At 63.1% G+C, this 19,433-nt stretch carries 20 protein-coding genes; 10 read left to right on the forward strand and 10 right to left on the reverse strand.

Annotation, left to right across the window (positions count from 1 at the left end; all coding sequences use genetic code 11):
• Positions 1 to 38 precede the first annotated feature (38 nt).
• On the reverse strand, positions 39 to 932 hold the full coding sequence (locus AB4Z20_RS21025; protein ID WP_214512894.1) for a cation diffusion facilitator family transporter: 894 nt from the start codon (positions 930 to 932) through the stop codon (positions 39 to 41).
• A 28-nt stretch (positions 933 to 960) separates the two neighbouring features.
• The gene (locus AB4Z20_RS21030; RefSeq protein ID WP_053182066.1) at positions 961 to 1,380 is read right to left on the reverse strand and encodes a hypothetical protein; all 420 of its coding nucleotides are present in this window, start codon (positions 1,378 to 1,380) and stop codon (positions 961 to 963) included.
• Positions 1,381 to 1,475: 95 nt separating this feature from the next.
• Between AB4Z20_RS21030 and hrpB the strand changes: the two genes are divergently transcribed.
• Positions 1,476 to 3,992 carry an ATP-dependent helicase HrpB gene (gene hrpB / locus AB4Z20_RS21035; RefSeq protein ID WP_442090530.1) on the forward strand — a complete coding sequence of 839 codons (2,517 nt, stop codon included), beginning with the start codon at positions 1,476 to 1,478 and terminating at the stop codon, positions 3,990 to 3,992.
• Between the two features lie 24 nt (positions 3,993 to 4,016).
• On the opposite strand, the gene AB4Z20_RS21040 is transcribed toward hrpB, so the two are convergent.
• The 3 genes from AB4Z20_RS21040 to AB4Z20_RS21050 all read right to left on the reverse strand — a co-directional run bounded on the left by AB4Z20_RS21040 (position 4,017) and on the right by AB4Z20_RS21050 (position 6,478).
• Positions 4,017 to 4,478, reverse strand: coding sequence for a GNAT family N-acetyltransferase (locus AB4Z20_RS21040; protein WP_253469610.1), 462 nt, complete (start codon positions 4,476 to 4,478; stop codon positions 4,017 to 4,019).
• Positions 4,479 to 4,642: 164 nt separating this feature from the next.
• The gene (locus tag AB4Z20_RS21045; RefSeq protein WP_442090531.1) at positions 4,643 to 5,725 is read right to left on the reverse strand and encodes an endonuclease/exonuclease/phosphatase family protein; all 1,083 of its coding nucleotides are present in this window, start codon (positions 5,723 to 5,725) and stop codon (positions 4,643 to 4,645) included.
• Positions 5,726 to 5,815: 90 nt separating this feature from the next.
• A complete protein-coding gene (locus tag AB4Z20_RS21050) occupies positions 5,816 to 6,478 on the reverse strand; it encodes a YciC family protein (protein WP_214512890.1) in 663 nt (220 codons plus the stop codon).
• Positions 6,479 to 6,652: 174 nt separating this feature from the next.
• Here AB4Z20_RS21050 and AB4Z20_RS21055 point away from each other — a divergent pair, with 174 nt between their 5' ends.
• From AB4Z20_RS21055 to AB4Z20_RS21065, 3 genes are all read left to right on the forward strand, one after another.
• Positions 6,653 to 7,414, forward strand: coding sequence for a DUF2076 domain-containing protein (locus tag AB4Z20_RS21055; protein WP_442090532.1), 762 nt, complete (start codon positions 6,653 to 6,655; stop codon positions 7,412 to 7,414).
• 128 nt (positions 7,415 to 7,542) lie between these two features.
• Complete coding sequence (locus AB4Z20_RS21060; RefSeq protein WP_442090533.1) at positions 7,543 to 8,022, forward strand: LabA-like NYN domain-containing protein; 480 nt, start codon at positions 7,543 to 7,545, stop codon at positions 8,020 to 8,022.
• A gap of 22 nt (positions 8,023 to 8,044) precedes the next feature.
• On the forward strand, positions 8,045 to 8,656 hold the full coding sequence (locus AB4Z20_RS21065) for a 3'-5' exonuclease (protein ID WP_092173958.1): 612 nt from the start codon (positions 8,045 to 8,047) through the stop codon (positions 8,654 to 8,656).
• A gap of 91 nt (positions 8,657 to 8,747) precedes the next feature.
• On the opposite strand, the gene AB4Z20_RS21070 is transcribed toward AB4Z20_RS21065, so the two are convergent.
• The gene (locus AB4Z20_RS21070) at positions 8,748 to 9,200 is read right to left on the reverse strand and encodes an Lrp/AsnC family transcriptional regulator (protein ID WP_003205835.1); all 453 of its coding nucleotides are present in this window, start codon (positions 9,198 to 9,200) and stop codon (positions 8,748 to 8,750) included.
• A 161-nt stretch (positions 9,201 to 9,361) separates the two neighbouring features.
• On the opposite strand from AB4Z20_RS21070, the gene yedA reads away from it, so the two are divergent.
• Together yedA and AB4Z20_RS21080 are read left to right on the forward strand one after the other, a co-directional pair.
• The gene (gene yedA / locus AB4Z20_RS21075; RefSeq protein WP_253469600.1) at positions 9,362 to 10,264 is read left to right on the forward strand and encodes a drug/metabolite exporter YedA; all 903 of its coding nucleotides are present in this window, start codon (positions 9,362 to 9,364) and stop codon (positions 10,262 to 10,264) included.
• A gap of 58 nt (positions 10,265 to 10,322) precedes the next feature.
• Entirely contained in the window at positions 10,323 to 11,660 is a 1,338-nt protein-coding gene (locus AB4Z20_RS21080) for a DEAD/DEAH box helicase (RefSeq protein WP_253469597.1), read from the forward strand.
• Positions 11,661 to 11,790: 130 nt separating this feature from the next.
• Here the strand turns inward: AB4Z20_RS21080 and AB4Z20_RS21085 are convergent, their stop codons facing one another.
• The gene (locus AB4Z20_RS21085; RefSeq protein ID WP_442090534.1) at positions 11,791 to 13,026 is read right to left on the reverse strand and encodes a TIGR03862 family flavoprotein; all 1,236 of its coding nucleotides are present in this window, start codon (positions 13,024 to 13,026) and stop codon (positions 11,791 to 11,793) included.
• Positions 13,027 to 13,304: 278 nt separating this feature from the next.
• Positions 13,305 to 14,225, reverse strand: a complete 921-nt coding sequence (locus AB4Z20_RS21090) for a histone deacetylase family protein (RefSeq protein ID WP_253469591.1) — start codon at positions 14,223 to 14,225, stop codon at positions 13,305 to 13,307.
• Between the two features lie 73 nt (positions 14,226 to 14,298).
• On the opposite strand from AB4Z20_RS21090, the gene AB4Z20_RS21095 reads away from it, so the two are divergent.
• From AB4Z20_RS21095 to AB4Z20_RS21105, 3 genes are all read left to right on the forward strand, one after another.
• Complete coding sequence (locus tag AB4Z20_RS21095) at positions 14,299 to 14,868, forward strand: GNAT family N-acetyltransferase (RefSeq protein WP_253469588.1); 570 nt, start codon at positions 14,299 to 14,301, stop codon at positions 14,866 to 14,868.
• Positions 14,869 to 14,956: 88 nt separating this feature from the next.
• Positions 14,957 to 15,826, forward strand: coding sequence for an acyl-CoA thioesterase II (gene tesB, locus AB4Z20_RS21100; RefSeq protein ID WP_018604976.1), 870 nt, complete (start codon positions 14,957 to 14,959; stop codon positions 15,824 to 15,826).
• The gene (locus AB4Z20_RS21105; RefSeq protein ID WP_253469585.1) at positions 15,823 to 16,416 is read left to right on the forward strand and encodes an HAD family hydrolase; all 594 of its coding nucleotides are present in this window, start codon (positions 15,823 to 15,825) and stop codon (positions 16,414 to 16,416) included. Before tesB ends, AB4Z20_RS21105 begins: the two co-directional genes overlap by 4 nt.
• A gap of 143 nt (positions 16,417 to 16,559) precedes the next feature.
• Here AB4Z20_RS21105 and AB4Z20_RS21110 read toward each other — a convergent pair whose 3' ends face one another.
• Positions 16,560 to 17,507: an alpha/beta hydrolase gene (locus tag AB4Z20_RS21110; RefSeq protein WP_442090535.1), complete on the reverse strand. Its 948-nt coding sequence runs from the start codon at positions 17,505 to 17,507 to the stop codon at positions 16,560 to 16,562.
• Positions 17,508 to 18,398, reverse strand: coding sequence for a KPN_02809 family neutral zinc metallopeptidase (gene ypfJ, locus AB4Z20_RS21115; RefSeq protein ID WP_214512882.1), 891 nt, complete (start codon positions 18,396 to 18,398; stop codon positions 17,508 to 17,510).
• Positions 18,399 to 18,609: 211 nt separating this feature from the next.
• On the opposite strand from ypfJ, the gene AB4Z20_RS21120 reads away from it, so the two are divergent.
• The gene (locus AB4Z20_RS21120) at positions 18,610 to 19,386 is read left to right on the forward strand and encodes an IclR family transcriptional regulator (RefSeq protein WP_253469580.1); all 777 of its coding nucleotides are present in this window, start codon (positions 18,610 to 18,612) and stop codon (positions 19,384 to 19,386) included.
• Positions 19,387 to 19,433: the final 47 nt, after the last annotated feature.

Here is a 19,433-nt window from a genome sequence, read left to right on the forward strand (position 1 = left end):
CCGAGCGGGAGCAAGCTCCCTCGCCACGGGTTCGGACATCAAGCGCTGGCGCGCTGCACCACTTCCGACGGATCGGCATGCACCAGCACTTCGGCCTTCGGATAGACATCATGGATCGCATCGGCGGCCTGGTCGCTGATGCCGTGGGCCACTGACAGGGTCAGTTCCCCCGGCAACTCCAGGTGCAGCTGCACGAACCAGTGGTTGCCGGAGATCCGCGTACGCAAGTCATGGGCACCGAGCACGCCGGGCACGGCGCAGGCCAGTTCCAGCATGTGCTGGCTGACGTCGGGCGGCAGTTCCTGATCCATCAGCACGGCGAAGCTTTCCCGGGCGATCTGGACGGCGCTCCACAGAATGTAAATGGCGATCCCCAGGCCGAACCAGGCGTCCAGTTGATACCAGCCAAACCCGGCCAGCACCAGCGCCACCAGGATGCTGCCGTTGAGCAACAAGTCGGAGCGATAGTGCAGCGAGTCGGCGCGCACGGCGTTGGAGCCGGTGGCGCGGATGACCCGATGCTGCAACGCCAGCAGCGCCAGGGTCAGCCCGAGGGAAAACACGATCACGCCGACACTCAGCCAGGGGGCGTCCACCGGCACCGGGTTTTTCAGCCGCTCGAAAGCCTGCAAGGCAATCAATACCGCACTGCCGCCGATAAACAGTGCCTGGGCCATGCCGGCCAGGGATTCGGCCTTGCCATGACCGTAACGATGATCATCATCGGCGGGGCGCAGGGCGTAATGCACCGCCAGCAGATTGAGCAGCGAGGTGACGCCGTCCAGTGCCGAGTCGGTCAGGCCGGCAAGCATGCTCACCGAGCCGCTCAGCCACCAGGCCAGGGCCTTGGCGACGACCAGGATAAGCGCCACGGCCACTGACGCCCGGGTGGCCAGGCGCAGCAGACGGGCGTGTTCGGTGCTGGTGGTCATGGCGCGGTCGTTCCTTCAATAGCGCTTGTCATGCGGCGGGCTTGAGGCCGAGGGCGGCCAGTTGTTGCGCGCTGCCCTTGTGCTGGATCAGCCGAGGATCGTCCAGCGGGAAGCTGCGGCCCAGTTCGCGTTCCAGGATCGCCTGCAATTTTTGGTTATTGACGGTGCCGTCGGGGTTGATGGCCGGCTTGAGTTTCTCTGGCTCGATCTGGACACTCTTGCCCGGCTCGAAGTAAATGGCGCCGGTGGCGAAGTCCACGGCGAATGCGATCAGGCCGGGGATGATGTAGAACAGCAGGCCGACGGCATCGAGCGCGGCAATCGCCGGGTCGATCTTGCCGTCGATCTGGCCGCGACGGTCCGGGTAGAAGATCGAGCCGCAGGCGCTGATCTGAGTCAGCAGGGCGGCGACCAGGACGCCACCGATCACGCGAAAGGGAATACGCATAGCAATCTCCTGAACAGGTAAAGGCGTTGCTGGTTGGAGTCCAGACCACGCTAAACAGTTCGCCGTTATACTCGGCCCTCTGTTTTGGAGCCAGCATGATTTCTTTGCCGATTGATGAAGTTTTACCCGCCCTGCGTCAAGCCTTGGCATCGCGCCACGAAGCCGTGCTCGAAGCGCCGCCCGGTGCCGGTAAAACCACCCGTGTTCCCCTGGCCTTGCTGAACGAGCCCTGGCTGGCCGGGCAGACCATCCTGATGCTCGAACCCCGGCGCCTGGCGGCACGGGCGGCGGCCGAGCGACTGGCCAGCGAGCTGGGGGAAAAGGTCGGTGAAACCGTCGGCTATCGGATTCGCCTCGACAGCAAGGTCGGCCCCAAGACCCGTATTGAAGTGGTCACCGAAGGCATCCTCACCCGGCGCTTGCAGGACGATCCGGCGCTGGAAGGCGTGGGGCTGCTGATTTTCGATGAATTCCATGAGCGCAGTCTCGACGCCGACCTGGCCCTGGCCTTGAGCCTCAACGGTCGGGAGCTGTTTCGCGAAGACCAGCCACTGAAGATCCTGCTGATGTCCGCGACCCTGGAAGGCGAGCGCCTGGCCGGGTTGCTGGACAATGCGCCGATCCTGCGCAGCGAAGGCCGCATGTTCCCGGTGACGGTGCGCTGGGGCCGGCCGTTCCAGCCCGGCGAGTTCATCGAGCCGCGGCTGGTGCAGACCGTGCTGGACGCACTGCACGATGAAACCGGCAGCGTCCTGGTGTTCTTGCCCGGGCAGGCGGAGATCCGCCGGGTCCATCAGCAATTGGCCGAGGCCTTGGGCGAGGGCGGCAATGTGTTGCTCTGTCCGCTGCACGGTGAACTGGACCTCGCCGCCCAACGCGCTGCCATCGATCCCGCGCCGCCCGGCCAGCGCAAAGTGGTGCTGGCCACCAACATCGCCGAAACCAGCCTGACCATCAATGGCGTGCGGGTGGTGATCGACGCCGGACTGGCCCGGGTGCCGCGTTTCGACCCGGGCAGCGGCATGACCCGGCTCGACACCCAGCGCATTTCCCGAGCCAGCGCCACCCAGCGGGCCGGTCGGGCCGGGCGTCTGGAGCCTGGTGTCTGCTATCGATTGTGGTCCGAAGACCAGCATGAACAATTGGCCGCCTACGGCAGCGCGGAGATTCTGTCGGCGGACCTGGCCGGATTGGCCCTGCAGTTGGGACGCTGGGGTGTGACGCCGCAGCAATTGGTCTGGCTCGACATTCCGCCCACCGCCGCATATGCCCAGGCCCAGGACCTGCTGCAACGCCTGGGCGCGCTGGAGGGCGAGCAACTGACCCGCCACGGGCAGGCCATGGCTGAACTGCCGGCCCACCCGCGTATCGCTCATCTGCTGTTGCGCGGCCAGGCGTTGGGGCTGGCGGACATGGCCTGCAACGTCGCCGCACTGTTGGGCGAGCGCGATATTCTGCGCGGCGCCGGCGCGGATCTGCACAGTCGCCTGGCCTTGCTGTCCGGCGAAGAACGAGCAGCACGCGGCGCCCAGGGCGGGGTGCAGCGGGCGCGACAATTGGCCCGGCAATATCGCGGTTACCTGCGGGGCAAGGCCGAAGAAGCCGTGGCCGATCCCGATCATCCGCGCTGGCTCGGCGCGTTGCTGGCGCTGGCCTACCCGGACCGCGTCGCCCAGCAACGCCGGCCCGGCGGCGCCGAATACCGTTTGGCCAACGGCCGTGCGGCGCTGTTTGCCGAGGCGGACAGCCTGATGAAACAAGCGTGGCTGGTGATCGCCGACCTGGGCAGCCGTCAGGGCCAGCGCGAAGAACGGATCTACCTGGCGACGGATTTCGACCCGGCGCTGTTCGATTCGGTGCTGGCCGAACAAGTCCGTGTTGTAGATCAACTGGATTGGGACGAGCGCGAAGGCGTGCTGCGCGCCGAGCGCCAGCGCAAGGTTGGCGAACTGGTGCTCAGCCGCGAACCGCTGACCGGCCTGGATGAGTCGGCCCGTAGCCAGGCCCTGGTGAACCTGGTGCGGCGCAAGGGCCTGGAATTATTGCCCTGGACCCCGGAACTGCGGCAATGGCAGGCGCGGGTGGCGCTGCTGCGTCGCCTGGACCTGGACGCCAAGGGCGAGAGCGAATGGCCGGATGTCAGCGATAGCGCATTGCTGGGCAGTCTCGAACATTGGTTGATGCCGTATCTGGGTCGCGTCTCGCGCCTCAGCCATTTTGCCAACCTGGACTTGTCTAGCATCGTTCACAACCTGTTGCCCTGGCCCCTGCCGCAACGCTTGGATGAACTGGCGCCGCACCATTTGAGCGTGCCCTCGGGGTCGTCGATCCGCCTGGACTACAGCGAGCATCCGCCGATCCTGGCGGTGCGCCTGCAGGAGCTCTTCGGCCTGGCCGATACCCCGCGCATTGCTGGCGGGCGGCAGGTGGTCAAGTTGCACCTGCTGTCACCGGCGCGCCGGCCGGTGCAGGTCACCCAGGACCTGGCGAACTTCTGGCGCAGCACCTACGCCGAGGTGAAGAAAGACCTCAAGGGGCGTTATCCCAAACATTACTGGCCGGACGACCCGCTGGTGGCGGAGGCGACGGCGCGGGTCAAGCCGCGTAAGTGAGCTGATTCCAGATTCAACACAGAGTCAGTCTTTCTCAAGAAACTTGCTGTAGCTGAAAAACATCTCGTCGCGTATCCAACCTGCAGACTCATAGAGCGCCTGGGCGGATTGATTGGTCTTGGCCGTGCGCAAGTCCATACGGACTGCCCCTTGTTGCCTGGCATATGCTTCGGCGGCCATAAGCAGCTTTTTGCCTATACCCCGTTGGCGCACGTTCGAATCAACGAAAAGATCATACAAAGTGAAGATGCGCGCCGTGAAAACCGAGCAAAAGGTTGGGTAGAGCTGGCAGAACCCCACAATCTCCTTGGCGGCGTTCTCTGCAACGAACACCAGGGACTCACCCTGTTCAATTCGCGCCCTGACATAGGCGGTCGCCCGCTGCAGGTCGGCATCCATCCTGTAGAACTGCCGATACGCATCAAACAACACACCAATCGCTTCAACGTCGTTGTGTTCGGCCAGGCGAATCTGGGTGTCGCTCATGGATCTCTCCTTGAAATGGGTGTTCAGTCTGAGAAGGCCTCAGAGCAATACCATCAGGACAGTCGGAGCGTACTGCTCGTGTCGGCCGGGCGTTATCCCAAACCGGCACTAGAATTGCGATATAGATCCACTGTGGGAGCGAGCTTGCTCGCGATGGCGGTGTGTCAGCCAATAGCAGGCGGCAACAAAAACCGCGCAATCACCGGCAAATGATCGGAGATGCGCAAGGTGTCGTCCTGTCTTACCTGGGCTTCGACTCGTTTGAGGCGCGGGCTGTAGAACAGGTAGTCGACGGTGCGGTCGGGGCCGTTGAGGCCGGGGTCGTTCGGGTAGTGGGTCAGCCAGTGTGCGCGATCGATGCCGCTGGCCTCGTTGTTGGTGGGGATCATCGGGTATTTGTCCCACAACAGGTGCAAGGGGCTGTCAGCGGAGTAGGGCGTGCGTTGCTCGGACGGCAGGCGCCGGTACTGGCCCAGGGGCAGCAGGTTGAAGTCGCCGCCGATCAGCCAGGGTGTGCCCGCGGATTCGAATGTATCCAAGGCCTTGGCCACGGCGGTGATTTGTCTGGGCAGGGTTTCGTCCGGCTCGCTGGCCCGTTCCAGGTGGGTGTTGAGCACCGCCAGTTGGCCGCCGCCGCTCAGCGACAGATAGCTCACCAACAAGGCGTTTTTTGGCTGGAACTGACGGCTGATGATATTGGCGTCTGCCACCGGCAGTTGTACCCGTTCGGCATGGTCGATGCGGTAGCGACTCAGGGTCGCCAGTTGCCGGCCGACGCTGCCGAAGATGTGCGGGTCGGGGATGAAGTCGGCCTTCCAGTCGAAGGCGCTGGTGCCGCACGGATAGAGGTCGGCCAGCCGCTCCTGCAACAGCTTGAGCTGGTCCTGGTAATCGCTGGCCTTGGCGCCCTTGTCCAGTTCCTGGAGCAGCACGACGTCCGGTTGCTCATCGCGGATGACCCGTGCCACTTCGTCGAGGCTGAAGGCCATGTCTTCCTGGGTCGGGCTTTCATCGTTGCCCTGGGCCAGGTCGTGCCAGAACACGTAGCGTTTGCCGGCGAGGAACTGCACGTTCCAGGTCATCACCTTCAAGGCCTGGCCGGGCACCAGCGGTGCTGCGTTGGCGGTGCAACTGACCGGCAGGGTTTCCCGGGGCTGCGGCCGCCAGGTCAGGCCGTAGATCGACAGGGCGGCCAGGCTGACGATCGACAGCAGGCCCAGCAAGGTGTAGCGCAGTAGACGGGTCATGGGTCGGCTTATGGGCGAAACGCGAAAGTGATCCCGAGCATAACCGAGTGCGGTTCTCAAGCCCAAGCCCAGGGCCTTCGCAGTGTGCGATCAGCGGTTGTCAGGCTTGGCTTCGATCAACATGAACATGCGGAACAGCACCACGCTGGTGAACAGTTGCAAGAAGCTGTGGACGCTCTCGATCAGCAGGCTGAGCACAGGGTTCTGAGGCGGTGGATACACCGAGACGCTGACGCCCTTGAGCAGCCACAGCGGGCCCATCACACAGAGGATGCACAGCAGGACCCGCCAGAAGTTACCGCGGGACATGTTCAGGCTTTCCTTCATCGCAGCCAGGGGTGTCAGGCCCCTGAGGACCAACAGGTATTCACTGAAGGCCAGGGTCACCATCAGCCACAGGCCCGGCAGGAAGTACAACGACAGCCCCACCAGGATCAACAGTGTGTTGAGGGCCGTCAGCAAGGCAAAGCGTGGCCACAGGGTGAGGGCCGTTGCGAGCAGGTCACGGGTGCGTGGTGCTTCGCCGCGGCTGCGTGCGTCGAGAAACAGGATCAACGCGGCGGTGTACAAGGGGTACACCAATAACCCGACGATCACGCTGTAGCCGGGGAAACCCTCGGGGCCGACGGCGCTGTCCACGCCTTGCTGCAGCAAAGCCTCGAGTATGACCAGCGGCAGGCACAGCTGGGCGATCCGGCCCAGATGGCGCTTGAAGAAATACAAAGAGTCGCGCAGCACGTCAAACGGATTCATGAGTCGGTATCGCAGTTCAAAAGCGGTCCGATACTTTAACCGATCAGGCGCCCGCACAAGCAAACGTAAACATCAGGTAAAGACCATTGAAACCTTTGCGACGAGCCCCATTACTGGTGGGCACCGGTCTTCAGGACCGGAATGGTTTCTACCCGGCAATCTAATGAGGTCGCCATGAACAGCGAAGAACAAACCCTGATCGATGGACTGTTTTCACGGCTGCAACAGGCCGAAAAGGATTCAGCCCCGCGTGACGTCCAGGCCGAGGCGCGGATCAAGGAACACCTGGCCAGCCAGCCTGCGGCGGGCTATTTCATGGCCCAGGCGATTCTGGTGCAGGAGGCCGCGATCAAGCGCCTCGATGAACAGAACAAGCAACTCACCCAGCAAGTCGAGCAGTTGCAGGCCGAGCTGCAACGGGCCCGTTCCCAGCCATCGGCACCCAGCGGTGGCGCAGGCTTTCTGTCGAGCATTTTTGGTGGCAGCGCCCGGGATTCACGCCCGGCAAGCGCGCCGACGTCCAGTGGGGGAGGCTGGCGCGAACCGGGACAGCCGTCCTTCAATGCCCAGCCCCAGCCCCAGCCCCAACAAGGCTTCGGCGCCTCGCCCGGCAATTATGGCGCACCGCAGCAGCAGGCCCCGGCAGCGGGCAGCTTCCTGGGCGGCGCCCTGAAAACCGCGGCAGGCGTGGCCGGCGGCGTGATGCTGGCCCAAGGCATCAGCAGCCTGTTCCACAGTAACCAGCAACCGCAGGAAATCGTCGAGGTCATCAAGGAGGAACCGGCGCAACCGGTCAACGACACCGCAGACAACGGCTGGGGCGATGAGCCGCGGGTGGCCGATAACGACGCCTACGGCAACGACCAGGGCGGTTTCAGCGACGCGGACTACAGCGACGATTCTTCTTTCTTCGGCGACGACGACTCCTTCGTCTGACCTGCCATTCGTCCGGGGCGCCCTGGCGCCTCGGGCCGATTATTCGCGGAACAATCCTTCGGGCTGGCATACTGGGCGACTTTTCGGCCCTGGTGGCCTGTGTGCGTGTGCATCCAAGAGGAAACGCGGTGAAAAAAATTGCAGTGTTCGCCGATGTCCAGAACCTCTACTACACCGTGCGCCAAGCCTACGGTTGCCATTTCAACTACGCCGCGCTGTGGGCTGATGTCAGCAAGCAGGGGCAGATCGTCGAGGCCTATGCCTACGCGATCGATCGCGGTGACAGCAAGCAGCAGCAATTCCAGCAGATCCTGCGCAACCTGGGTTTTGTCGTGAAGCTCAAGCCCTACATCCAGCGCAGCGACGGCTCGGCCAAGGGCGACTGGGACGTGGGCATCACGCTGGACATCATGGACGCCGCCGACCACGTCGACGAAGTGGTGCTGGCCTCCGGCGACGGCGATTTCGACATGCTGCTCGAGCGCATCATCCAGAAGCATGGTGTACAAGCGGTGGTCTATGGCGTGCCGGGGTTGACCGCCAACTCGCTGATCCGCGCCGCCAGCCGCTACGTGCCCATCGAAGGTGCGTTGTTGCTCAAGAATTGATTTTTCACGGAGTTCAAAAGGTTTGGAACGCATCGCAGTCATCGACTTTGAAACCACCGGGATCACCCCGAGCAGCAGTTGCCGGGCCACTGAAATCGCGGTGGTGATGCTCGAACAAGGCCGGATCGTCGACCGCTACCAGAGCCTGATGAATGCCGGTGTGCGTATCCCTGCGTTTATTGAGCAATTGACCGGCATCAGCAACGCCATGCTGCGCAGCGCCCCGTCGGCGGAAAAAGTGATGAACGAGGTCAACGAGTTCGTTGGCATCACGCCGCTGCTGGCCCACAACGCCGCGTTCGACCAGAAGTTCTGGGACTTCGAACTGGGGCGAATCAAGCGCACCCGCCTGCAGAATTTTGCCTGCTCACTGTTGCTGGCCCGACGCCTGATGCCGGCGGCGCCGAACCACAAGCTCGGCACGCTCAACGCTTTCGCCGGCCTGCCCCATACCGGCCAGGCTCACCGGGCCATGGCCGACGCCGAAATGGCCGCCAACCTCACCGCGCACCTGGCTTCGCAATTGCGGCAAAAGCACGGGCTGCGGGAGTTGTCCCATGATCTGCTGTGCAGTTTGCAGAAAGTGCCGGCGGCGAAGATCAACGAGCACCTCAAGCGGCATCGCGGGTTCTAAACACACCACAAAGCAACTGTGGGAGTGATGTGTCAGACAGACCGCTTTCGCGAGCAAGCTCGCTCCCACAGGGTTGGTCTGTGTTGAGCAATTATTTGCCGTTGCCTTCCAACTGCCCCAACGGCACGCGCTTTTCAATGGCGCTGGACAGCACGATCGAGGTCTTGCTGAAGCCGAACTTGGCGATGCGGTTGATCAGCTCTTCCAGTTCCGGCATCGAGCCCACCGCCGCTTGCATGATCACGCACGGGTCCCCGGTGACCCGGTGGCACTCGGTCAGTTGTGGGATCTTGCACAGTTCGTCGTAGGTCTTCTGGTTGCCATGCTGGTTCATCCGCAATTCGATGACGCACTGCACCGGCAGGCCGATCTTCGCCATGTCGACTTTGGCTTGATAACCGGTGATGACGCCGCTGGCTTCCAGTTTGCTGACCCGCTCGGCCACGGCGGGGGCTGACAGGTTCACTTTGCGGGCCAGTTCGGCGTAGGACGCACGACCGTTTTCCAACAGGGCGCTGAGCAGCATGCGGTCGTATTTATCCACAGGTAGGCTTCCAAATGACGTGGCTTTCGAAAGCGCGACTTATAGCGCCGAACGCCGTGTTTTGAAAAGTGTATGGCCCGGATAAACAGGTTTTGTAGCTTAATTTCCGCCCTTCGCCTTTCTAGAATAGCGTCTCTCATTGTCCTGACTTCGAGCTGACCATGCCTGGCACACGCCGCTTCCCCCTGCCATTGATCGCTGCCTTCTTTGCCTTGTATGTCATCTGGGGTTCGACCTACCTGGTGATTCGCATCGGTGTGGAGCATTGGCCGCCGCTGTTGCTGGCCGGGATTCGTTTTGTGCTGGCCGGTTCGCTGATGTATGGCTTCCTGCGCTGGCGCGGGGCACCGGCGCCGACCTGGGCGCAATGGAAGGCCGGGGCCATCATCGGCGTACTGTTGCTCAGTTTTGGTAACGGCGCGGTCAGTGTGGCCGAGCACACTGGCGTGGCGTCCGGGGTGGCGGCCCTGGCGGTGGCAACGGTGCCTTTGTTTACCTTGCTCTGCGGATATTTCTGGGGTGCGCGTAATACTCGTCTGGAATGGGCGGGGATTGTGCTGGGGTTGATTGGTATCGCGATGCTCAACCTGGGCTCCAACCTGCAGTCCAGCCCGTTGGGTGCGACCTTGCTGGTATTCGCGGCGGCGTCCTGGGCCTTCGGTTCGGTGCTGAGCAAACACGTGCCGTTGCCGGCAGGGGCGATGGCCAGTGCCGTGGAGATGCTGGTAGGCGGTGTGGTGCTGTTGATCGGCAGTGTGGCCAGCGGCGAGCACCTGGACAGCGTGCCGCCGCTGGAAGGTTGGCTCGCCTTGGCTTACCTGACCTGCTTCGGTTCGATCGTTGCCTTCAATGCCTACATGTACCTGCTCAAGCATGTGCGCCCGGCGGCGGCCACCAGTTATGCCTACGTCAACCCAGCCGTGGCAGTGTTGCTGGGGATCGTGTTCGCGGGTGAAACCATTGGCGCTGAAGAAAGTGTGGCGATGTTGGTGATCATCAGTGCCGTGGTGTTGATCGGTTTGCCGCAGTGGCGCAAACCCAAGCCTGCGCCGGCCGCTTCCTGATTTAGGGTAAACTTCCGCGCATTGCACATCTTGCGCTGATTTTTCCTACGGTACTTCCATGACTTTCGCCACCCTTGGCCTGATCGAACCCTTGCTGCGCGCCCTTGAGACGCTCGGCTACCAGACCCCGACCCCGGTGCAGGCCCAAGCCATGCCGGCGGTGCTGGCCGGTCGTGACCTGATGGCCGCGGCCCAGACCGGCACCGGCAAGACCGCCGGTTTCGCCGTGCCGCTGTTGCAGTTGCTGACCACCGAAGGGCCGAAGGTCGCGGCCAACTCGGTGCGAGCGCTGATCCTGGTGCCAACCCGTGAGCTGGCTGAGCAGGTCCATGAAAGCGTGCGTCAGTACGCGCAAAACCTGCCGCTGAGCACTTACGCCGTGTACGGCGGCGTCAGCATCAACCCGCAGATGATGAAATTGCGCAAAGGCGTCGACCTGTTGGTCGCCACGCCTGGGCGTCTGCTCGATTTGTTCCGCCAGAACGCGCTGAAGTTCAACCAGTTGCAGACCCTGGTGCTGGACGAAGCCGACCGCATGCTCGACCTGGGCTTCTCCGAGGAACTGGCGAATATCTACAAGGCCCTGCCGAAGAAGCGCCAGACGCTGCTGTTCTCGGCGACCTTCTCCGACGCCATCCGCCTGCTGGCCGGGCAGATGCTCAACGATCCGCTGAGCATTGAAGTGAGCCCGCGCAACGTCGCCGCCAACACCGTCAAGCAATGGGTGGTGACGGTGGACAAGAAGCGCAAGCCGGAATTGTTCGTGCACCTGATGCGCAAGAACAAGTGGAAGCAGGTGCTGGTCTTTGCCAAGACTCGCAATGGCGTTGATGCGTTGGTGGAAAAACTCCAGGGCCTGGGCGTCAACGCCGACGGCATCCACGGTGACAAACCCCAAGCCACCCGCCAGCGCGCACTGGACCGCTTCAAGGCCAGCGAAGTGCAGATCCTGGTGGCGACCGACGTCGCTGCCCGTGGCTTGGATATCGAAGACTTGCCGTTGGTGGTGAACTTCGACCTGCCGATCGTCGCCGAGGACTACATCCACCGCATCGGCCGTACCGGTCGGGCGGGCTCGACCGGGGAAGCGATTTCCCTGGTCTGCGCCGACGAAGTGAACCTGCTGTCGGCCATCGAGATGCTGACGCGCCAGGCGCTGACTCGTCAGATGGAACAGGACTTCGAGCCTGAACATCGGGTACCGGACACCGATGCCAGCGGCCAGGTGATCAAGAAACCGAAAAAGCCGAAGAAACCGAAAACCTCCGGTGGCGGCGGCAAGCGCAACCTGGGCAAGTGGGTGGACAGCGGCGATGCCTCGCCTGTTGAACCTTCGGTCAAGCCTGTGCGCAAAGTGCCGGTGTTCAATACCGGGCCGCGTAAGCGTAAGCCTTGATATCAAAGGCCACATGGGAACTGTAGGAGCTGTCGAGCGAAGCGAGGCTGCGATCTTTTGATCTTACGCTTGAGATTCAAGTGTATGGGGAAAGATCGCAGCCTCGTTTCACTCGTCAGCTCCTACGGGTTCAACCGTTCAAGAATTCCAGGATTCCCAACCCCGCCGCGCGGCCGCTGGCAAAACACGCCGTGAGCAGGTAACCGCCGGTCGGTGCTTCCCAATCGAGCATTTCCCCGGCGCAGAAAACGCCGGGCAATTGCTTGAGCATCAGGCGTTCATCCAGGGCCTCGAAGGTCACGCCACCGGCGCTGCTGATGGCTTCGTCCAAGGGGCGGGTCTTCACCAGGGTGACTGGCAAGGCCTTGATCGCCCGGGCCAGCCGCGCCAGGTCAGTGAAACACTCGGCCGGCGTGAGCTCACGCAATAGCGCAGCCTTGACGCCGTCGATCCCCAACTGACTGTGCAAGTGCTTGGCCATCGAACGGGAACCGCGAGGCTTGTTCAGGGCCTGGAGGATTTTATCCACAGGCCGTCCGGGCAGCAGGTCTAGATGGATCGTCGCGCTGCCGTGTTGGTTGATGGCTTCGCGAACCGGTGCCGACAGGGCGTAGATCAGGCTGCCTTCGATGCCGGTGGCGGTGATCACGCATTCGCCGAGGCGCGGTACATCGTCGTTCAGGCCGATGGCGATGTTCTTGAGCGGGGCGCCAGCGAATTTGCTGATCATCAGGTCGCTCCAGGCTTCTACCTCGAACCCGCAGTTGCTTGGTTGCAACGGCGCCAGGGCCACGCCGCGTTGTTCCAGCGGCAGCATCCAGGCGCCGTCGGAGCCCAGGCGTGACCAACTGCCGCCGCCCAGGGCCAGCAGTATCGCGTCGGGGCGTAGCGTTTTCTCACCTTCCGGACTCGCTATGCGCAAGCTGCCATCGGGGTTCCAGCCGAGCCAGCGATGGCGCGTGTGGATCGCCACGCCGGCATCGCGCAGGCGCTTGAGCCAGGCGCGCAGCAGTGGCGCGGCTTTCATGTCGGTAGGAAATACCCGTCCGGAGCTGCCGACAAAGGTATCGATGCCCAGCCCGTGAATCCATTCGCACAATTGCTCGGCGCCGAATGCCCGCAGCAGCGGGGCAATGTTCGGCGCACGTTCGCCGTAGCGGGAGAGGAAGGCCGGGAAGGCTTCGGAGTGGGTGATGTTCATGCCGCCGACGCCGGCCAGCAGGAATTTGCGGCCCACCGAGGGCATGCCGTCGTACAGGTCGACTTGAAGGCCCGCCTGGCTTAGCACCTCGGCCGCCATCAGGCCGGCGGGGCCGCCGCCGATGATGGCGACGTTTGGGGCGGAAGGCTTGGCGGTCGAGGTCATGATTTGAACTGTGGGGGCTGGGGTAGGCGGGGCATTCTACCAGCACAACTCTTTGTGGGAGCGAGCTTGCTCGCGATAGCGCAGGGTCGGCTACATGAATGTCACTGATACACCGCTATCGCGAGCAAGCTCGCTCCCACAGGGGGTGGGTGGCGCTTTTCAGGAAGTGATCAAAAAACAGCCAAGCCTCTGTACGCTACAGGCAGCATAGCCTGTAGGCCGTTTCGCTCAGGTTATCCACAGGCCGCTCCACAGGCATTGTGGGTAAAGCCCAGGTTTCAGTGACAACCTGATGACGTCCAGACCCTTTGAGCGCTGTGGTGCAGGATCCCGTGGCGGCGGGCCAGGGCCTTGCGGTCCTTGCTGTAGCCGCCACCGATCACGCCGACCACCGGGATGTCGCGTCCCAGGCAATGGCGCATGACGCTCTCGTCCCGGGCGGCGAGGCCTTCGTCGGTCAGCTTCAGGTAACCGAGGGCGTCATCCTTGTGTACGTCGACGCCGGCGTCATACAGCACCAGGTCCGGCTGATAGAGCGGCAGCAAGTAGTTGAGCGCATCGTCCACCACCTTCAAATAAGCCGCGTCTTCCATGCCCATCGGCAGGGGGATGTCCCAGTCGCTTTGCGCCTTGCGTGCAGGAAAATTCTTTTCGCAGTGCAAGGAAACTGTCACGGCGTCCGGGGTGTCATGGAGTATTCGGGCGGTGCCGTCGCCCTGGTGCACGTCGCAGTCGAAAATAAGCACCCGTGAGACCCGGCCGCTGGCCAGGAAATAGCGACTGATCACCGCCAGGTCGTTGAAGATGCAGAACCCGGCCGGGTGGTCGTAGTGGGCGTGATGGGTGCCGCCGGCCAGGTGGCAGGCCAGCCCGTGCTCAAGGGCTTGTTCGGCGGCCAGGAGCGAGCCGCCCACGGCACGCACCGTGCGGCGGGCCAGGGCTTCGCTCCAGGGCAGGCCAAGTCGCCGTTGATCTTCACGGGACAACTCGCCGCCCATGTAGCGTTCGATATACGCACGGTCGTGGGCCAGGGCGAGGATGTCCGGCGGACACAGCGACGGGCGCAGCAGGTCCGCGTCGCGGGTCAGGCCGCTGTCCACCAGGTGATCGCGCAACAGGCGAAACTTGTCCATGGGGAAACGGTGTTCCGCCGGGAAGTCGGGGCTGTAGTCTTCGTGATAGATAAGCGGCAGAGGCATAGTGTTTTCAGCGGTGAGTGAGTGACGGATCCTACCAGCGATGTAGACTCTGGGGCATGGAAGAGGAGTGAAAATGGAGCCGATACTGGAACTGGAAAGCGCACGGCTGCTCTTGCGGCAGTGGCGCGATGATGACTTGCCGGAATTTGCCGCCATGTGCGCAGACCCGCAGGTGATGCGTTATTTCCCGGCGCGCCTGAGCCGCTTGGAAAGCGCTGCCCTGATCGGTCGCGTGCGGGGGCATTTCGCCGAGCATGGTTTTGGTTTGTGGGCCCTGGAACGCAAGGACACTGGCGCCTTCATTGGCTTCACCGGGCTGGGTGTGGTCGGGTTCGATGCGCCTTTCACACCGGCTATCGAGATCGGTTGGCGCCTGGCCCGGGAGCACTGGGGCCTGGGGTATGCCAGCGAAGCGGCGTGGACCGCCCTGCGTTGTGCCTTCGACCAGTTGACGCTGGACGAAGTAGTGGCGTTCACCGCCGTCGACAACCTGCCATCGCAAAAGGTCATGCAGGCCATTGGCATGCTGCACGACCCGGCTGACGACTTCGAACACCCGACACTCGCCGTCGGTCATCCATTGCGTCACCATGTGCTCTATCGCATCAATCGTGAGCAGTGGTTGCAGACCCTGCACGGTTAGCCGACACGGACGTTTACAATGCCCGCCAGAATGGCCTGGGCCACTATCATAGACTGCGCGGTTTTTGCGCTGTGTGAGGAAAGTCTGAATGAGCCACGTGTTGGAAGATCTGGTCGACCTGCTGACCCTGGAACCGATCGAAGAGAACCTGTTTCGCGGGCGTAGCCAGGACCTGGGGTTTCGCCAGTTGTTCGGCGGCCAGGTACTGGGCCAGTCGTTGTCGGCGGCCAGCCAGACCGTGGAAGCTGCGCGCCATGTGCATTCGATGCACGGTTATTTCCTGCGTCCAGGCGACGCTGCGCTGCCGGTGGTCTACCAGGTGGACCGCGTGCGCGACGGTGGCAGCTTCAGCACCCGCCGGGTGACGGCGATCCAGAAGGGCAACCCGATTTTTACCTGCAGTGCCTCGTTCCAGTACGACGAAGAGGGCTTTGAGCACCAGAGCAGCATGCCGCAAGTCGTCGGGCCGGAGAACCTGCCGTCCGAGCTGGAACTGACCCAGCAGCGCGCGCACCTGCTGCCCGAGCACATGCGCGAAAAACTGCTGTGCCCCAAGCCGATCGAAGTACGCCCGGTCACCGAAAAAGACCCTTACAACCCGCAACCGGCCGACCCGGTCAAATACGTGTGGTTCCGTGCCGATGGCGCCCTGGCGGATTCGCCGGCCTTGCACAAATACCTGCTGGCCTACGCGTCGGACTTCGGCCTGTTGACCACTTCGCTGCTGCCCCACGGTAAATCGGTGTGGCACAAAGATATGCAGGTCGCCAGCCTCGACCACGCCTTGTGGTTCCATGCCGACCTGCGCGCCGATGACTGGTTGCTCTACGCCATGGACAGCCCCTGGGCCGGTAACTCGCGCGGGTTCTCCCGTGGCAGCGTGTTCAACCGCGCCGGACAACTGGTGGCCTCGGTGACCCAGGAAGGCCTGATTCGTCATCGCAAGGACTGGGCATGAGCCTGGCCGAGGTTCGTCACTGGGTGTTCGACATGGATGGCACGCTGACGATCGCCGTGCATGACTTCGCGGCGATTCGCGTGGCCCTGGCGATTCCGGCCGAAGACGACATCCTCACCCATCTGGCAGGGTTGCCCGCCGAGGAAGCGGCGGCCAAGCATGCCTGGCTGCTGGAGCATGAACGGGACCTGGCGCTGGGCTCCAGGCCCGCGCCGGGGGCGGTTGAGCTGGTGCGCGAACTGGCCGGGCGCGGTTATCGCCTGGGTATCCTCACCCGTAACGCCCGCGAGCTGGCCCACGTCACCCTCGAAGCCATCGGCCTGGCGGACTGTTTTGCCGTGGAAGATGTGCTGGGCCGCGACGAAGCACCGCCCAAGCCTCACCCCGGTGGCCTGTTGAAGCTGGCCGAGGCCTGGAACGTGGCGCCCGAGGCGATGGTGATGGTGGGCGATTACCGCTTTGACCTGGACTGCGGGCGTGCGGCGGGGGCGCGGACGGTGCTGGTGAACCTGCCGGACAATCCATGGCCGGAACTGACGGATTGGCATGCGCGGGATTGTTCGGCGTTGCGGCGGATGCTTTCGGCCTGAGCGCTGGGTTGACTGATCGATCGCTATCGCGAGCAAGCTCGCTCCCACAATGGATTTGTGTCGAGCACAGGTTTTGTAATCGACAGAGCCCCCCTGTGGGAGCGAGCTTGCTCGCGATAGGTCCCTGTCATTCGCGACAAAACTTACTGACCAAACAGAACCCTCAACCCCTCGGGCGAAGTCAACATCCCATCCCCGTTATGCCCCACCCCCGGCACTTCGATCAGCCGCTGGTTCAACCCCTCGGGATGACGCCGGGTCAGGTAGTCGAAAAAGAAATGCCCGCGCAGTAACCGATACGGTCCCTGGGTTTGTGCTTCACAGCCTTTATCCAGCGCCGGATGTTCCGGGTCGGTGTCTTGTTGCCCGAGCAAATAGACGATGTCGCGCTTGGCGTAGTGATCTTCCAGTTGCGCAGGTGTTTGCCCCGCCGCGTAGGCTGGCAAGTTCTGCAGGCCGTATTTCCAACGATTGAAGCCAGGGCAACTGGCAGGGTCGAAAGCCATGGGCCGTTGCGCATCGAAGTAGGCATAGGACGACGGGTTGGCGATGACAAAGCGTGGGCTGATCCGGTATTGGCCGTGGGCGAGCAGGGCATAGCGCTGCACGACCTGGGCGCCGCCGGAATGGCCGGCGATGACGATCTCTTTCACTTCGGGAAACTGCTGCCGGTCACTGACTCGCGCGACGATGTCGTCGAGTACCTGGAAGGAACTGACCGGGTTGGGCCCTGTGGATAAGCCACCGGCCATCCAGTCGTTGCCTTGCCAGCGCAGGAGGTCATTGGGCAATTGATGGCGCGCCACGTCCTGTTCGTTGAGAAACTGCGGGGCGATGATCAGGGTGGTGCCCAGTTGTCCGGCCTGCCCGGCAGCCTTTTCGGCGCTGTGCAGGTAGGTGTCGGCATTGCGCAGCCGACCGTGGAGGATGATCAACACGCGCTGGATGGACGCCGGCGGTGGGCTTACACCGACGGCCATGGCGCCGCCCTTGAACTGCAGTCGCCCTTGGGCGACCACGTTGACGCCTTGTTCCTCGGCCTGGGCGACGGCGCAGCACAGCACCAGCCCGATCAACGCCCCCCACTTCATCTACAGGTTTTTCGCCGCGAACGTGTCGCACTGGCTGACCTGGCCCTGGGCGAACCCGGTCTTGAACCAGCGCACGCGCTGCGCCGACGTGCCGTGGGTGAAGGAGTCCGGCACCACGCGACCCTGGCCTTGTTGCTGCAAGCGGTCATCGCCGATGGCATTGGCGGCGTTCAAGGCCTCTTCGATGTCCCCCGGCTCCAGCCAGTTCAGGCGTTTTTGCGCATGGTTGGCCCACACACCCGCCAGGCAATCGGCCTGCAACTCCTGGCGTACCAGCAAGCCGCCATCGCCCTCCATCTGCCGGCCTTGCTGGCGCGCTTCCTGGATTTTCGCCGACACGCCGAGCAGCGTCTGCACATGGTGGCCGACTTCGTGGGCAATGACGTAGGCCTGGGCGAAGTCGCCGGCGGCAGCGAAACGTTGGGACATTTCCTTGAAGAAACTCATGTCCAGGTAGACCTGGCGATCTGCCGGGCAATAGAACGGACCGGTCGCCGACGAGGCAAGGCCGCAAGCCGAGTTGACCCGGCCGCTGAACAACACCAGTTTGGGTTGCTGGTACTGGCGTCCGGCCTGCTGGAACACCTGGCCCCAGGTGTCTTCGGTGTCGCCGAGGATCGAGCGCACGAACTCGGCCTGTTCATCGTTGGCCGGTGGCGCCTGGCGGGTTTGTGAGGTGGCGGGGGCGGACTGGTCCATCTGCCCGGCCAGTTGCCCGAGAATCTGCATCGGGTCCTGGCCGGTGATCCAGCCGATGCCGACGATCAGGAGGACGGCCGTCAGGCTCAATCCCTTGCCGCCGCCGAAACGCATTCCGCCGCCGCCCCCACCGTCACCGTCACCGCGAGCGTCCACCACGTTGTCACTGCGGCGACCTTTTTTCCATAACATGTAGGCGTTCCTCTGATTGGCCGGGGTGTCACTGTACTGCCGTTGCGGTGAGTCTAGCTTTTGGGGCGTCAGGATGCGCGTGATACCTGAGCTTTCAGGCAACCGGCGCGGGGTTTGGTTCATCAGGGCATGAACGAATGGCGCGCCAGTTCCAGAATTTGCATTACACTTTGCATATTCTAGAATCGACGAACTTACCTTTGGATCGCTCATGGCCGGCAGTCAAATCGAACGGGTTTTCAATGTGCTGGAAAGCCTCGCCAGCGACCCTCGCGGCTGGCCGCTGCTAGGCTTGGCCGAACAGTTGCAGATTCCCAAGAGTGCTACCCACCGTTTGCTCGCCGAACTGATGCGCCTGGGCTATGTGCGCCAGAATCCCGAGAACCTGCGTTATCACTTGTCGACCCGCCTGGTCGCCATGGGCTTTCGTTATCTGTCGCGAAGCGGTGCCGACATCGTCCAGCCAGTGCTCGATCGCCTGGCGCAGGAAACGGGTGAACTGGTGCGCCTGGGTGTCATCGAAGGGGAGTGCCAGACCTGGATCGCCAAATCTCAGGGGGCCCGTTCCGGCTTGCGCTACGACCCGGACATGGGACGTGAAACGCCGTTGTCCTATACCGCGTCGGGCCATGCCTGGCTGGCTTGCATGAGTGACGCCGAGGCGTTGGCGCTGGTGGCGCGCCAGGCCGTGCAAGTGCCGGCGGACGCCGGACCAAACGCTCCACGCGGCCCGGCTGAACTGCTCCAGTACCTGCACCAGGCCCGCGAACACGGCTATGCCTGTGTCGAGGAAAGCTCGGCGATCGGCACGTCGGCCATTGCCGCTGTGGTCCGTCATCCATTGGACGGCCGGGTCATCGGCGTGTTGAGTGTTGCCGGCCCCAGCGCACGGATGACGCGGGCGCGGTTGCATGAGCTGGCACCGACCTTGCTGGCGTTTGTCGAGGAGTTATCGCAAGCCAGTCAGGCCTCGGAGTTGTTCAGCTGAGTGCGGTCTCATCCGTCACAGGCAAGCCTTGCTCCCTACATCACGCA

The organism is Pseudomonas sp. KB_12, assembly GCF_052114545.1.
In the GTDB taxonomy this organism is placed as follows: Bacteria; Pseudomonadota; Gammaproteobacteria; order Pseudomonadales; family Pseudomonadaceae; genus Aquipseudomonas; species Aquipseudomonas brassicacearum.